The organism is Taklimakanibacter albus, from assembly GCF_016595235.1.
Lineage (GTDB): Bacteria > Pseudomonadota > Alphaproteobacteria > Rhizobiales > Aestuariivirgaceae > Taklimakanibacter > Taklimakanibacter albus.
The window spans coordinates 524,809-539,714 of the sequence record NZ_JAENHL010000008.1 but is presented as its reverse complement, the minus strand read 5'-3'; the positions used below and the strand labels follow the sequence as shown (position 1 = coordinate 539,714).

The 14,906-nt window shown below is 62.1% G+C and carries 14 protein-coding genes; 5 read left to right on the top strand and 9 right to left on the bottom strand.

The genetic code is table 11. The annotated features are described in order from the left end of the window. Position 1: 1 nt before the first annotated feature. Positions 2-610, bottom strand: coding sequence for a cupin domain-containing protein (locus JHL16_RS25435; RefSeq protein WP_200187701.1), 609 nt, complete (start codon positions 608-610; stop codon positions 2-4). Between the two features lie 133 nt (positions 611-743). On the opposite strand from JHL16_RS25435, the gene JHL16_RS25430 reads away from it, so the two are divergent. The 4 genes from JHL16_RS25430 to JHL16_RS25415 all read left to right on the top strand — a co-directional run bounded on the left by JHL16_RS25430 (position 744) and on the right by JHL16_RS25415 (position 6,209). Then, on the top strand, positions 744-3,197 hold the full coding sequence (locus JHL16_RS25430; protein WP_348647282.1) for a GcvT family protein: 2,454 nt from the start codon (positions 744-746) through the stop codon (positions 3,195-3,197). Between the two features lie 61 nt (positions 3,198-3,258). Continuing rightward, a complete protein-coding gene (locus JHL16_RS25425) occupies positions 3,259-4,308 on the top strand; it encodes an ATP-binding cassette domain-containing protein (protein ID WP_200187700.1) in 1,050 nt (349 codons plus the stop codon). A gap of 202 nt (positions 4,309-4,510) precedes the next feature. After that, positions 4,511-5,374, top strand: a complete 864-nt coding sequence (locus JHL16_RS25420; protein ID WP_200187699.1) for an ABC transporter permease — start codon at positions 4,511-4,513, stop codon at positions 5,372-5,374. Beyond that, a complete protein-coding gene (locus JHL16_RS25415; protein ID WP_200187698.1) occupies positions 5,367-6,209 on the top strand; it encodes an ABC transporter permease in 843 nt (280 codons plus the stop codon). Before JHL16_RS25420 ends, JHL16_RS25415 begins: the two co-directional genes overlap by 8 nt. Here the strand turns inward: JHL16_RS25415 and JHL16_RS25410 are convergent. The 5 genes from JHL16_RS25410 to JHL16_RS25390 are packed head-to-tail and all read right to left on the bottom strand — an operon-like array spanning position 6,206 to position 9,973. Continuing rightward, a complete protein-coding gene (locus JHL16_RS25410) occupies positions 6,206-6,991 on the bottom strand; it encodes an inositol monophosphatase family protein (RefSeq protein WP_200187697.1) in 786 nt (261 codons plus the stop codon). The two genes, JHL16_RS25415 and JHL16_RS25410, sit on opposite strands and share 4 nt — an antisense overlap. 8 nt (positions 6,992-6,999) lie before the next feature. Next, the gene (locus JHL16_RS25405) at positions 7,000-7,746 is read right to left on the bottom strand and encodes an amino acid ABC transporter ATP-binding protein (protein WP_200187696.1); all 747 of its coding nucleotides are present in this window, start codon (positions 7,744-7,746) and stop codon (positions 7,000-7,002) included. A gap of 1 nt (position 7,747) precedes the next feature. After that, positions 7,748-8,443: an ABC transporter permease gene (locus JHL16_RS25400; RefSeq protein WP_200187695.1), complete on the bottom strand. Its 696-nt coding sequence runs from the start codon at positions 8,441-8,443 to the stop codon at positions 7,748-7,750. Continuing rightward, entirely contained in the window at positions 8,440-9,135 is a 696-nt protein-coding gene (locus tag JHL16_RS25395; RefSeq protein WP_200187694.1) for an ABC transporter permease, read from the bottom strand. Before JHL16_RS25395 ends, JHL16_RS25400 begins: the two co-directional genes overlap by 4 nt. 13 nt (positions 9,136-9,148) lie before the next feature. Further along, entirely contained in the window at positions 9,149-9,973 is an 825-nt protein-coding gene (locus tag JHL16_RS25390; protein ID WP_200187693.1) for a transporter substrate-binding domain-containing protein, read from the bottom strand. Between the two features lie 181 nt (positions 9,974-10,154). Here JHL16_RS25390 and JHL16_RS25385 point away from each other — a divergent pair, with 181 nt between their 5' ends. Continuing rightward, positions 10,155-11,264 (top strand): aminotransferase class I/II-fold pyridoxal phosphate-dependent enzyme, encoded by a 1,110-nt coding sequence (locus JHL16_RS25385; RefSeq protein WP_200187692.1) that lies wholly within the window; start codon positions 10,155-10,157, stop codon positions 11,262-11,264. A gap of 129 nt (positions 11,265-11,393) precedes the next feature. Here the strand turns inward: JHL16_RS25385 and JHL16_RS35450 are convergent, their stop codons facing one another. The 3 genes from JHL16_RS35450 to JHL16_RS25370 form a co-directional block, all read right to left on the bottom strand. After that, positions 11,394-12,251 (bottom strand): LuxR C-terminal-related transcriptional regulator, encoded by an 858-nt coding sequence (locus JHL16_RS35450; protein ID WP_200187691.1) that lies wholly within the window; start codon positions 12,249-12,251, stop codon positions 11,394-11,396. Between the two features lie 39 nt (positions 12,252-12,290). Further along, the gene (locus JHL16_RS25375; protein WP_200187690.1) at positions 12,291-13,550 is read right to left on the bottom strand and encodes a cysteine desulfurase-like protein; all 1,260 of its coding nucleotides are present in this window, start codon (positions 13,548-13,550) and stop codon (positions 12,291-12,293) included. A gap of 82 nt (positions 13,551-13,632) precedes the next feature. Next, positions 13,633-14,871, bottom strand: coding sequence for a RidA family protein (locus JHL16_RS25370; RefSeq protein ID WP_200187689.1), 1,239 nt, complete (start codon positions 14,869-14,871; stop codon positions 13,633-13,635). Positions 14,872-14,906: the final 35 nt, after the last annotated feature.

Here is a 14,906-nt window from a genome sequence, read left to right as displayed (position 1 = left end):
GCTAGTAGCTCGGCGGCGTGATCGCCCAGATCACCACCGCTTCGCGCTCGCCGGGATTGCTGTAGCGATGCGGCCGCGAGCTGTCGAAGCCGAAGCTGTCGCCTTCCTGCAGGACGAGATGTTTGTCGCCGACCCAGATTTCGAGCGTGCCGGAGAGCACGACACCGGCTTCCTCTCCCTTGTGGCTGTAGGGCTCGACACCGCTGGTCGAGCCGGGCGGGAAACGCGACATCAGCAGCTCGAGCTGGCCGCGCAGATGCGGCGACAGGAGCTCGTCGGTGATGCCGCTCGAAAAGGACACACGCCTTCGGTTCGCCGCGCGCACCAGCAAAGAGTGCTCCTCCGGCTCCTTGGCCTCGTCCTTGTGGAAGAACCAGCTGATCGTGACGCCGAGCGCGGTCGCGATGTCGTGCAGTGCTTTGATATTGGGGAACGCAAGGCCGCGTTCAATCTCGCTCAAGTAACCGACCGAGAGGCCGGTGCGCTCGGCCAAAGCCTTGATGGTTATCCGCCGCGCCTTGCGCAGATCGCGGATCTCGCGTCCGGCCTGGTCGGGAGACGTATCGGAGCTGGCCGCTCCGCCATTCTGCCCATGGCCTTCCTTCAGCACATGATACTCCCTGCTGAGTGGTATAACGGCATATTGGTTCACTGTTGTGAAATTATCAAGACAAAATTTCACAGTTGCGAATTTTTGGTACTTGTCGCAATCTCCCCGAAATTCCTATCGAGGAGGGTAATTCGTGACCACCGGACAGCCTGACAGAGCAGATGTGATTGTTGTGGGCGGCGGTATCGCCGGCTGTTCGGTCGCGTATCATCTGACCAAGCTCGGCATCACCGATGTCGTTCTCTGCGAGCGCAAGCAGCTGACCTGCGGTACCACCTGGCATGCCGCCGGCTTGGTCACGCAGCTGCGCGCCACGCGCCGCATGACCGAACTGGCCAAATATACGGGCGAGCTCTTCCAGACGCTCGAGGCCGAGACCGGCCAGGCGACCGGCTTCAAGAAACACGGCTCTCTGCGCGTAGCCAATACCGAGGCGCGTTTCGAGGAATTGAGCCGCGGCGCCTCGATGGGCCGCAATTTCGGCCTCGCGGTCGAGCAGGTAACGCCCGACGACATCAAGAAGATGTGGGAGCCGATCAATACCGAGGGCGTCGTCGGCGGCTACTGGTTCCCCAATGACGGCCAGGTCAATCCGGCCGACGTGACCATGGCCTATGCCAAGGGTGCCCGCATGGGCGGCGCCCGTATTCTCGAGCACACGCCGGTCAAGCGCATCCTGGTCGAAGGCGGCCGCATCGCTGGCGTCGAGACCGACAAAGGCCAGATCCGCGCCAAACGCGTGATAATCTGCGGCGGTATGTGGTCGCGCGATCTCGCTGCCGAGATCGGCGTCGCGCTGCCGCTCCATGCCGCCGAGCATTTCTACATCGTCACCGAGCCCATTCCCGATCTGCCGAAGAAGCTCCCCGTTCTCTTCCTCGGCGATGAATGCGCCTACTACAAGGAAGACGCCGGCAAGCTTCTGCTCGGCTGCTTCGAGCCCAAGGCCAAGCCCTGGGGCCATGACGGAATCCCGGAGGATTTCTGCTTCGACTCTCTCCCTGAGGATTTCGATCACTTCGAGCCGATCCTCGAAATGGCGACCAAACGCGTGCCGCTCATCGCCAATACCGGCATCCAGCTTTTCTTCAACGGGCCGGAAAGCTTCACACCTGACGACCGTTACCTGCTCGGCGAAGTGCCGGAGGTCGATGGCCTCTTCTGTGCCTGCGGCTTCAATTCCATTGGCATCCTGTCGTCGGGTGGCGTCGGCAAGGCCGCCGCCGAATGGATCCGCGACGGCCGTCCGCCGATGGAGCTGGCGGATGTCGATGTCCGGCGCATGCAGTCCTTCCAGACCAACAAGAAATATCTGTTCGATCGCACCACCGAGACCTTGGGTCTCCTGTTCGACATGCATTGGCCTTATCGCCAGTTCGCCACCGCGCGCGATGTTAGGCGCAGTCCCTTCCATGACCGGCTCCTCGCCGAGGGTGCCTTCATGACCGAGGCCGCGGGTTATGAGCGGCCGGGCTTCTTCGCCGGCAAGGGCAAGACGCCGGAGATCCATTATTCCTATGGACGGCAGAACTGGTTCGATCTCTGTGGCGCCGAATGCCACAACACGGCGGAGAATGTCACGCTTTTCGACCACAGCTGTTTCGTGAAATTCGAGGTAGAGGGCCGCGATGCCTTGCGCGTACTGAACCGCATCTGCGCCAACAATATCGACGTGGCGGTGGGCCGCATCGTCTATACCCAGTGGCTGAACGAGCAGGGGGGCATCGAGGCCGATGTCACCGTCACGCGCCTCTCTGAGACGTCCTTCCTGGTCGTCACCATCGCGGTGTCGCAGCGGCGCGATTTCGCCTGGCTGCGCCGCCACATTCCGGACGATGCCCATGTCTTCGTGAAGGATGTGACCTCGGGCATGCCGATGTTGGCGCTGATGGGACCGAAGTCGCGCGAGCTGCTCAAAGTGCTCTCGCCGGCTGATTTCTCCAATGAGGCCTTTCCCTTCGGCACCAGCCGCGAGATTGATCTCGGTTATGCCCGGGTGCGCGCCAGCCGCGTCACCTTTGTCGGCGAGCTTGGTTGGGAGATCTATATGCCGACCGAATTCGCCACCCATGTCTATGACCGGCTGGCCGAGGCGGGCGCGCCCCTGGGTCTCAAGCAGGGCGGCTACTTTGCCATCAACTCGCTGCGCATGGAGAAGGGCTATCGCCATTGGAGCCATGACATCGGCGAGGAAGACACACCGCTCGAAGGCGGCCTCGGCTTTGCGGTCGCCTATGACAAGCCGGGCGGCTTCATCGGCCGCGAGGCGTTGCTCAAGCAGAAGGAGCAGGGCGGTCCGCGCCGGAGACTGGTGCAATTGATGCTGCCCGACAAGGACGCGCCGCTGCTCTATCATCACGAGCCGCTGCGCTGGAACGGCGAGATCGTCGGCTCCGTCACCTCCGGCGCCTATGGCCATCGCATCGGTGCTTCCCTCGGCATGGGGTATCTGAGCCTGCCGCAAGGGGTGAGCGAAGCCTCGCTTGCCGAAGCCGCTCTTGAGGTGGAGGTCGCCTGGAAGCGTTACAAGGTGAAGGCGCAATTGAAGCCCTGGTACGACCCGCAAGGCGCCCGTATCAAGGCCTGATTGCACTCAAGCCTTTCTCCGGCTATCCAGAATCCAGCACCATGAAGGGGATGGACTCGGGGTGACAGAGCGGACGGCGCTCGAATTGGAGAGTGTGCGGCGCTGCTTCGGCTCGGTCGTGGCGGTCGATGACGTGTCACTTTCCGTGGCGCCGGGTGAGTTCGTGACTCTCCTCGGGCCGTCGGGCTCGGGCAAGACCTCGACCTTGCGGCTCATCGGCGGCTTCGAGGAGCTCGATGCCGGCGCTATCCGTATCAAGGGCGAGCGCATCGATCATCTGCCGCCATACCGGCGCGACACCGCCACCATCTTCCAGTCGGGCGCGCTCTTCCCGCACAAGACGGTGGCCGAGAATGTCGCTTATGGCCTGCGCATGCGCAAAGTGGAGCGACCTGAGCGCGATGAACGCATCCGCCAGGCGCTCGAGATCGTGCGGCTGCAAGGCTACGAAGACCGTTATCCGAGCCAGCTTTCCGGCGGCCAGAAGCAGCGCGTGGCGCTGGCCCGCTCGCTCGCGGTCAGGCCGGCGATCCTGCTGTTCGACGAGCCTTTGTCGGCGCTCGATCTCTCCTTGCGCCTGCAATTGCGCGGCGAGATCAAAAGGCTGCATGACGAGCTCAAATTCAGCGCCATCTATGTCACCCATGACCAGGGTGAGGCGATGGCCATGTCGAGCCGAGTCGCGGTGATGAACAAAGGCCGGATCGAACAGATCGACCGGCCGGAGAAGATCTTCCACGGCCCCGCCAATGAATTCGTCTTCACCTTCATCGGCGAAAGCTGCTGCCTGCCGGTGCGCCGCGGCGCCAGTGAAGTCACCGATCGGAATGGCCAGGCCGTGGCGCTCATCTTGCAGAATAGCCTGCCAGAAGGCGATTCGCGGCTTTACATCCGTCCGTCCCGCCTCAAGCTCGCGGCCGAAGCGCAAGGCCTGCCGAACCGTCTCACGGCGACGATCCATTTCATCGAGTTCCTTGGCGACATGCATCGCTATCACCTGAAGGCCGGCGCACTGGAAGTCTTCGCCGACCATGCGGGTCCGATCGGCCATGATGTCGGCGCCCTGATCGATGTCGGCTGGCGCAGTGAAGACATGAAGGTCTTCCGGTGAGGAGCACCGCATTTGAGAGTTTTCCCCCTCTCCCGTCCGCAGGATGGGAGAGGGTGGCCGAAGGCCGGGTGAGGGCTCTTTGCTTCAGAGCTACAGATGTTTCAGAAGAGCCCTCATCCGCCCTGTCGGGCACCTTCTCCCATTGCTGCGCAACGGGAGAAGGGGGACAAACTGAGAGGGGTTCGTGGGCGGAGGTCTACTTATGACTGCGCAAAGGAGGAAACAGCGCACCGCTTTGCTGCTCCTTCTTCCGGCGCTGGTCATCGTGCTGATCTTCTTCGGCCTGCCGACCATCTTCATGGCGCGGATGAGCTTCAATCTTCATCCCGATCAGCGCCTCTTCGTGCCGGGCTTCACTTTCGAGCATTATGGAGCGCTGCTGTCCAATCCGGTCTTCACCGGCGCCATCTGGACCACGGTCAAGCTCGCGGTGATGGCTTCCATCGCCACGGTGGTGATCGGTTATGCCTTCGCGCTCATCGTCTGGCTGAAGCCGCCACGCTGGCGTCTCCTGCTCATCGGCGTCGCTTTGTGCCCGCTGCTCATCTCCGAGATCGCCATCATCTTCGGCTGGTGGATGTTCTTTCCGAAGAACGGCCTCCTGAGCTACGCGCTGCTCTCGCTCGGATTGGTCAACGACAAGATCAGTCTGATGTACACGGAGTTCGCCGCTTTCGTCGGCCTCATCTATGTGACGCTGCCCTATTGCTTCTTCATCCTGCTGTCGATCTTCGACGGCATCGACAGACGTTTGATCGAGGCGAGCGGCGATCTCGGCGCACCGCCTCTGACCACTTTTCGGGAAGTGCTGCTGCCCTTGACCTGGACCGGACTGCTTGTCGCCTTCTCGCAATCCTTCATCTGGACCATGGGCACCTATGCGACGCCGTCCGCGCTAGGTCCCGATACCTTGTGGACGGTCGGCTATCTGATCCAGGAGCAGATGCTCGGCAAACACAACTGGCCGCTTGCCGCCGCTTTGTCCATGGTGCTCGTCCTTGGCGTCGCCGCCGTCATGGTGCTGACCCGCTCACTGATGCCGAAGCGGGCCTCCTATCATGTCTGACGTCCTCGCCAGGCGCGGTTTCGAGCCCGTGATGCTGAAGGCATTGGGCGCCGCCTTCATCGTCTTCATCGTCGCCTATATCCTGATCCCGGTGCTGGTGACATTGGTGATGTCGTTCAACGACGCCGCGATGATCCGCTTCCCGATCAATGCCTGGTCGCTCAAATGGTACCAGGATTTCTTCGCCAGCCCGCAATGGACCGATGCGCTGAAGAGCAGCGTCATCATCGCCACCGGCACCGCCATCATCTCGACGGTCTCGGGCATATTGGCGGCCTGGGCCTTCGAACGTTTTCCCATTCCGTTCAAGAACGCGCTCTATCTCCTCATCATGCTGCCGCTGTTCATGCCGGGCGTGGTGCTAGGGCTCGGCATCGCCATGACCTTTGGTGGCGTCCAGATCGCCGGCGTCAATCTCTATGGCTCGCGCGCGCTGGTGATGATCGCCCATTCGCTCTGGGCCATGCCGCTGGTCTTCATGCTGATGGAGGCGACCTTCCGCACCGTGGACTACCGGGTGGTCGAGGCCTCTTATGACCTCGGCGCCAATCCGCTACGGACTTTCATCGAGATCGTCGTGCCGATGGTGTCGACCGGTGTGATCTCGTCCGCTCTTTTCGCCTTCGTGATATCGCTCAACGAATTCGTGATGGCGCTGTTCCTCACCGACCGCGACACCCAGACCTTGCCGGTCCTGATGTGGCTGAGCCTGCGCTCGGCCGGCACGCCGAGGCTGGCGGTGGCGTCGGTCATCCTGGCGCTCACCGTCTTCGCCTGCCTCGCGATCATCATGGTCTGGTATGTACGCCAGCTCCGCAAGGTGAGCCGGAATTAGCCGTTCAACAGCTTCAGGGCCGCTTGATGCAGCTGGCGGTCGCCGGCGCAGACGATCTGGCCCTTCCAGTCGAGATCGATGGGCCTGTCCTGCCAGTCGCTGGCGATGCCACCGGCGCCCTCGATGATCGCGAGGGGCGCGAAGACGTCATAGGGATCGAAGCCGCCATCGATGGCGATATCGGTCCGGCCGCGCGCCAGGCAGCCATAGGCGTAGCAACTGCCGCCATATTGGGTGAACCGCACCACACGGTCGAGGCGACCGAGCGTGACACGCTCTTCATCCGTCAGGAAGCGCGGATTGGAGCTGGTCATGAAAGCATCCTCAGGCTTGACTGCCGTACGGCAGCGGACGGCCTTGCCATTGTGAAAAGCGCTGACACCCGCGACACCGGTCAGACGTTCCTTGGTCGCCGGCAGGTCGAGGACGCCAAGCCACGGCCGCCTGGCCCGCGCCACCGCGATCAACGTGCCATAGACGGGAATGCCGGCGATCCACGCCGCCGTCCCGTCGATCGGATCGATGACCCAGACGAACTCCGCGTCGGTATTGAGCGAGCCATATTCCTCGCCCTTGATGCCGTGCGACGGATATCTGGCTTCGATACGCTCGCGCAAACGCGCCTCGATGGCCTTGTCGGTCGCCGTGACGAAGCTGGCATCGGCTTTGAGGTCGACGGTCGGGGCCTGTTGCTGCGCCTCATAGACGATGGTCCGCGCCTCATCGGCGAGAGTTTCAGCGAAGGCGAGGAATTCGGTATCGGGAGAAGAGGGCTGGGTCACGGGAACACTCAATGGGCTAGGATCTGGCTGAGGAACTGGCGGGCACGTTCAGTCTGAGGTTTGGTGAAGAAGGCTTCCGGTGTGGCGGCTTCGACGATCTCGCCTGCGTCCATGAAGACGATCTTGTCGGCGACCGAGCGGGCGAAGCCCATTTCATGGGTGACGCAGACCATGGTCATGCCTTCGCGCGCGAGATCGGTCATGACGTCGAGCACCTCGGCGATCATTTCCGGATCGAGCGCCGAAGTCGGTTCGTCGAACAGCATGATTTCGGGATTCATGCATAGAGCGCGGGCGATCGCGACGCGCTGCTGCTGGCCACCCGAAAGCTGCGAGGGATATTTGTCGGCCTGGTTCGGGATGCGCACGCGCTCGAGATATTTCATCGCCACGGCGCGCGCCTCGTCCTTGTTCTTGTGCCGTACCAGCCGCGGCGCCAGCATCAGGTTCTTGATGACGGTGAGATGCGGGAAGAGATTGAAATTCTGGAACACCATGCCGACCTCGCGGCGCACCGCGTCGATATTGCGGCTGTCCTTGGTCAGCTCATGGCCGTTGACGATGATGCGGCCGCCATCATGCTCCTCGAGCCGGTTGATGCAGCGGATCATGGTCGACTTGCCGGACCCGGAGGGGCCGCAGACGACCAGCTTCTCGCCCTTGCTTACGCTGAGGCTGACATTGGTCAAGGCGCGGAAGGCGCCGAAGTTCTTGCAGACCCTGTCGAGGACGATGACCGGTTGAGTTCCGCTCATGTCAGTTTCCCTTCTTCACATAGCGGCTGGCGCGCGCCTCGAGCCAGGCGAGCGCGACATAGGAGATCCAGGCAAAGGCCAGATAGAGAATGGCGGCGGCGATGAAGATCTCATAGGGCGCATAGGTCTGGGAGACCAAGGTGCGCGCGACGCCGGTCACATCCATCAAGGTCACGGTGCTGGCGAGCGCCGTCGCCTTGAGGGTGGAAATGAACTCGTTGCTGTAAGCGGGCAGCGACAGCCGGATGGCGATCGGCGCGGTGATGTAGATGAAGCGCTGCGGTGAGGAGAGGCCGAGCGCCTTGCCGGCCTCGGTCAGGCCCTTGTCGACGCCCAGGACGCCGCCGCGCAATATCTCCGAGACATAGGCGCCGGAATTGAGCCCCAAAGCGATGACACAGCAGGTGAAGGGCTCGCGCAGGATCGGCCACAGGATGCTGTTGCGGATGAAGCCGAATTGCGGCAGGCCGTAATAGATGATGAAGATCTGCACCAGGATCGGCGTGCCGCGGAAGAAGTAGATATAGGCCTGGGCCGGCCAGGACAGATACCAGCGCCCGCTGATCCGCATCAGAAGCGTGATGACGGCGAGGGCGATGCCGAAAAGGGACGAATAGAACAGAAGCTTGAGCGTGATGCCGAGGCCCTGGGCGATGAGCGGCAGGCTGTCGAGGATGAGTTGCGGATCGAGCGTCATCTGGCCCCGCGCAAATGCCGGTTGGCGTATTTCTCGAGCGCCGCGACGCCGAAGGTGATGAGCGTAGTGATGGCCAGATAGATGAGCGCCACCGTCATATACATGGTGAAGGGCTGGCGGGTGACCGAGGTGGCCATCTGGGCGACGAAGGTGATCTCCTCGAGCCCGATGACCGAGATGAGCGCCGTATCCTTCATGATCGACAGCATGTGATTGCCGAAATTGGGCAGAGCCAGCCGCCACATCTGCGGCACGCGCACATGGAAGAAAGTCTGGAATTTCGACAGGCCGAGCGCATAGGCCGATTCGACCTGACCGTGATCGATGCCCAGAAAGGCGCCGCGGAAGGTTTCCGTCATATAGGCGCCGACGATCAGGCCGATGGCCGTGGAGCCGGCCCAGAAGGGCGGTATGTCGACAAATTTGGTTGCCGGATCGAAATATTGAACGAGCGCCGTCAGGCTGACGGCGATGCCGAAATAGAAGATGAGCAGGATGATGATCTCGGGCGCGCCCCGGAAGGTGACGACATAGACCTTGGCGAGGCCGCTGACGATCCGGTTACGCGAAAGGCGCGCCGCGGCGCCGATCAGGCCGAAAATGACGGCCATGATCAGCGCCACGACGAAGACCTTCAGAACCACCAGCGTGCCGAGGAGAAAATCGTCTCCCCAAGCGGCGAGGTCGGCCATGGATTATCGCCCCTCAGTTGGTGCCGACGCCCTGCCAGTTGTCGGGATTGATGGCGAAGGGGAAATATTTGAGGCTGTATTCCTTGAGCGAGCCGTCCTTGATCATGGTTTCGAGCGCGCCATTGATGCGCTTGAGGAGCTCGTCCTGTCCCTTGCGCACGCCGATCCCGACGCCGATGCCGAAGAATTCCTTCTCGTCGATTGGCGGCGAGACGAATTCGAAGCCGGCGCCGTCGGGCTTGCTCAGGAAGTCGAGATAGGCCTTCATCGGATTGGTGATCGCGAGATCGACGCGGCCATTGGCGAGATCGAGCAGCATCGGCTCGTTGCCGTCATAGACCTGCAGCGTGGCGCCCGGCAGCTTGGCATTGATCCAGGAGGAGTAGGTCGAGCCGCGCTCGACGCCGATCCTGAGGCCATCGAAATTCGCCGGGACAGGCTTGCCGGCCTCGTCGAATAGCTTCAGGTCCTTGCCCTTGGGTCCGAGGAAACGGCCGATCGAGACACGATAGGGCACCGAGAAGTCCATCTTCTTGAGACGTTCCTCGGTGATCGACATGGAGGCGACGATGATGTCGAATTTGTTGGCGAGCAAAGCCGGGACCATGCCGTCCCATTTCTGGCAGACATAATCGAGATCGGCACCGATGATCTTGGCGACGCCCTTGGCGACGTCGACATCATAACCTGCCATCTCGCCTTCCGGAGTGCGGTAGTTGAAGGGGAAATAGGTGCATTCCATACCGACGCGCAGCGTTTCCGCCTGGGCGCCTTGCACCAGTCCGCAGACGCCGAGCGCCATGGCGGCGGCGGCGAGAAGGCTCTTGAACTTCATCATGATCTCCCTCGATTTTGATCTTATTGGCCGGTCTTGGTGCGCGCCGGACTCCCTTCCCGACGGCGACCGGGGCTGAGTATTTCCGGTTGTCCGGCTGTCCGGTATCCCCCCAGGGGAGGATGCCGGGAAGCTTGGATTTGGCTAGACTGGAGCAATAGGAAACGCACGCCAGAAGGTCGCCATGAAATATGTCCGGATGCCGATCGAGCTCGAATCGCCGGAGCAGCTCGGTTACGACACGATCCGCCACAATCTCTCGGAAAGCTCGGTCGCCGACCGCAAGCTCGGCGAGCTGAAGCCCCGTCTCGACGACATCGTTCTGTGTTATGGCGACCACCAGGGCGATCCCGCCTTGCGCGCCGCGGTCGCCGGTCTGGGGCAGGGGCTAGGTGCGGGTGACGTCCTGATCACCGGCGGCGCCGCCTCGGCGCTCTTCATCATCGCCACCTCGCTGCTCAAGGCGGGAGACCATATCGTCGTGATCCGGCCGAACTATGCGACGAATATCGAGACGCCGCGCGCCATCGGCTGCGATATGTCCTTCATCGATCTCACTTTCGAGAAGGGCTTCCGGCTCGATCTCGCCGAGGTCGAGGCGGCGATCCGGCCGGACACCAAATATGTGTCCATCACCTATCCGCATAATCCGAGCGGCGTGATGCTCAAGGAAGCTGAATTGCGCGCCGTGGTGGCGCTCGTCGAACGCAAGGGCATCAAGCTGCTGTTCGACGAAACCTATCGCGAGATGACATTCGGCCCGATGCTGCCGATCGCCGCGACGCTGAGCGCAAACGTGATCAGCGTCTCCTCGCTGTCCAAGACCTATGGCATTCCGGGTATCCGGGTGGGCTGGCTCGTCTGCCGCGACGCCAATCTCATGCAGCTCTTCCTCGCCGCCAAGGAGCAGATCGGCATTTCCGGCAGCGTCATCGACGAGCATGTGGCGCTCCTGGCGCTTCAGGAGCGCGACACCTGGCTGCGCTACAATAATGAGCGCATCCGCTCCGCCTTCGCCATCGTCAAGGACTGGATCGGCGGAGAGGAACTGGTCGAATGGATCGAGCCGCAAGGCGGCTGCGTCTGCTTTCCGCGCATCAAGCCTGAGGTGAAGGTCGATCTGCCACGTTTCTATCAGCGCCTCTACGAGACCTATTCCACCTATGTCGGTGCCGGCCGCTGGTTCGAGATGTCCGACCGGCATTTCCGTGTCGGTTATGCCTGGCCGACGCAGGACGACCTGCGAAAGGGACTTGCCAATATTTCCTCGGCGATCCGCGACGCGAGGGTTTGATGCTCGCAGTACCCTCACCCTGAGGTGGCCGCGAAGCGGCCCTCGAAGGGGGTGCTTCAGCAGACTCGCCTTTTCCTGAAGGATGCTTCGAGGCTCGCTGCGCTCGCACCTCAGCATGAGGATATTGTTCTAACGCGATGGCTGCTCCGCCGCTTGCCGCTTGTGCATCGAGTGCAGGAAGGCGGAGAACAGTTCCTGCTGGGTCGAGACGCCGAGCTTGGCATAGAGATTCTGCCGGTGTGTCTTCACCGTCGCGATCGAGATTGCCAGATTGCCACTGATCGATTCGCTCGAATGCCCCTTGAGGATGAGCTGCGCCACCTCGCGCTCGCGCGGGCTGAGTGTCTCCTTGCCGAACTCGCCGAACAGCTGGTTGAGGGAAGCTCCCTTTTCCTCGATGTGGCCGCGGCGCGCATGCGCCCAATAACGCCGGAAGATGGCGCCGATCAGTGGTTCCATCCGGCGCATATCCTCGATACAGGCCTCGCTGTAGCCGCCATTGCGGGCGAGACGCGACAGGCTGAATTCGGCGAGCGCGCCTTCCGGCGTCTCGATGGCGACAATGAGCTCCTCCATGCCGGCGGGCCAGCCCGGCGTGCGATAGCCGAGCTCCTCGTCGTCGTGCATATGGATCTCGAGATTCTTATAGACGCCGGAATCGAAATAGGCGTCCGGCATCAGCTCCGTGATGCGGAAGATGCCGGATTTGAGCCCACCCAGATAGGCATTGTAGACCGGGTTCAGCACATAGGTGCTGGCGATATAGCGCTGCAGCGCGCGTTTCGCCTGGCCTTCCTGGAAGGTGTCGCAGACATAGATCGGATTGGCGTCGCGGCGATAGACCACCGACATGGCGATCTGGAACGGCACCACGCGGTTCATCGCCTTGAGCAGCGCGTAAGGCGCCTCCGGCCGTTCACAACACTCCAAGGCGCGGGCGAATTCCGCCATCGCGTCGGGCAGGTCTTCTAGAGAAAAGCGATGCACACATACCCCACTGCCGGAGCTTGTCCGGCTCCGTGGGGTCTAGGCTAGCACGGGAGATTTCTCCGTCACAATTGCCGCAACGGCAGAAAGGCAGCGCTCGACCTCGGCAAGGCTATTATAATGCGCCATACCGATCCGGACGACGCCTTCGCTCTCTTTCAACCCAAGCTGGCGGGCGAGCTCATAGGCGTAATTGTGCCCTGACCAGATATAGATGTTCTGCGCCGCGAGCTTTTCGGCGAAGACATGGGTCGAGATCCGGTCATGGGTGAAGGACACGGTCGGGACACGTTGCGCGAAGCGGTTCGGATTGGTGATGCCATGGATTGTGACGCCGGGAAGCGCCTTGAGCCCGGCAACGAGGCGCTGGGTCAAAGTGGTTTCATAGGCATCGCTCGCCGCATAGGCGCCGGCGAGCCTGGCGCGTCTGGTGCCGCTATGACCGGTCATCTCGCCGACCGAGGCCAGATAATCGACCGTCGCCGCGAGACCGGCCAGCAATTCGACCTGCGGGGTGCCGGTCTCGAAGCGTTCCGGCAGCGCGTCACTGGCGCAGCGGACCTTATAAGGCGTGAGGCTGGCCAGCAGCTCTTCGCGGCCCCAGACGACACCCAGATGCGGCCCGAAGAATTTATAGGACGAGCAGGCGAGGAAGTCGCAACCGAGGTCAAGGACATCGGGCAGGCGATGCGGCGTCAGCTGCACGGCATCGACATAGACGAGGGCGCCCGCGGCCTTGGCAAGCGCGGTCAAAGCCTTCACGTCATTGATCGAGCCGGTGAGGTTGCTGGCATAATTGAGAGCGAGCAGCTTGGTGCGATCGCTGAGCAGCGGGCGCAGCTCTTCGGGCTCGATGCGCCAGGTTTCGCGGTTGAAGTTCAGCCATTTGACGTTGAGCTTCAGATCTTCCGCCATCAGGAGCCAGGGCGAGACATCGCCTTCATGGTCCATGCGGGTGACGATGATTTCATCGCCAGGTTTCATCAACCGGCCGATCGAGCGCGACAGATGCAAAGTAAGTGTCGTCATATTGGCGCCGATGATCACCTCGCGCGGTGATTTGGCACCCACGAGATCGGCCGCCGCGTCATGCGCCTTGCTCCAGATGTCGCCGGCCCGCTGCGAGGCGGCGAAATACCCGCCGAGATTGCTGCTCGCCGTCGCCATGGCCGTGGCGACCGCGTCGATCACCGAACGCGGCACCAGCGTGCCGGCGGGATTGTCCAGATAGATCGGCGGCTCGCCGGGGCCGGACAAGGCCGGAAAACGGTTGCGGATCTCGTCGAGGGGGAAATGCATGGGGCTTGGCCTGCTCACGGATGAATATGAGCGACTATGGCCCGACCGGTTTGCTGCCGACCATCGTCCTAAAGGGGGAGGGCTAACTCTTCTTATCCGGCTCCGCCATGGCGAAGACGTCGATTTCGATGATCATGCCCGGATAAGCGAGAGCGGGCAGCGGGATGCCGGTCGTCGCGGGGCCTGGATCCTTGAAGAAGGACGAGCGGATGAGCAGATTGTCATGCAGCGCGTCATGGGAGCTGGCGCCCTCATACATGGTCGTGACCTTGCAGACATCAGCATAGTCGGCATCGAGCTCCTTCAGGATGGTGCCGATATGCATCATCGCCTGACGTGTCTGCGCCCTCATGTTGCCGGGATCGACCGCCTTGCCGTGTTTGTCGAGCGAGACCTGGCCGCCGAGGAAGATCATGTCGTGGCATTTGAGGCCGTGCCAGTAGGGAAGCTTGATGGTCCAGTCCCATACGCTTTCCGGCCGGACATGGCGGCGCGGCAATTTCTTGCCGTCCTCGCCGAGCATGGCGACGACCTCGATCTTGATCTGCTGACCTTTGCGCGCATGTCGCGGCAGCGGAATGCCGGTGGCTGCGGGTCCCGGCTCGTTGAAATGCGCCGCACAGGCCAGCGCCGCCGGCTCGAAATCCTCGACCGTGCCGGTGCCGACATACCAGCGGTTCAGCTTGACCACATCGCCGAAATCGGCGCCGAAGCTTTTCAGCGCGCTGCCCACTTGCTTCATCACCTGCCTGGTCTGGGCGACGATGTCGCCCGGATACAGCACTTCGCCATTATGGTCGATCGGCGACTGGGCGCTCACGAAGATCATCTTGCCCGACCGCACGGCGCCCACGAAAGGGGCGGGAAGGGGAGACAGATCGGCGCTCTGTGTAAGGCTGCGCGGCAGCTTCTCAGCCCTGGCGCCACGCATGGCATAACCTTCGATCTCGACCGCCATGCCGGGATAAGCGAGATAGGGCACCGGCACCGCGGTGATCGCCGGCCGGGCGCCGGCGGGCAGGGCCTCGGCCACCATGCCGAGGAACTCGGTTTCATCAACCGAGCCGTCATTCACATAGAAGCACAGCAATTTGACCAGATCGGTGAGATCGCAATCGAACTCGCGCAGGACCCGCTCGAAATACCGGATGGTGCCGGCGACCTGGGGCGCCAGGTCGCCCGGATGGTTGACGATACCCTCTTGCGTGACATCGGCCTGTCCGCCGACCCAGATCATCTGGCCGCAGCGCAGTCCGTGCTTGTGGCTGACATGAACCGGCCAGTTCCAATGGCCTTCCGGCCAGGCATGCTGTCTATGCAAGATGCGCCCCCTTCATGGCTAAGAACGAGGGCGCG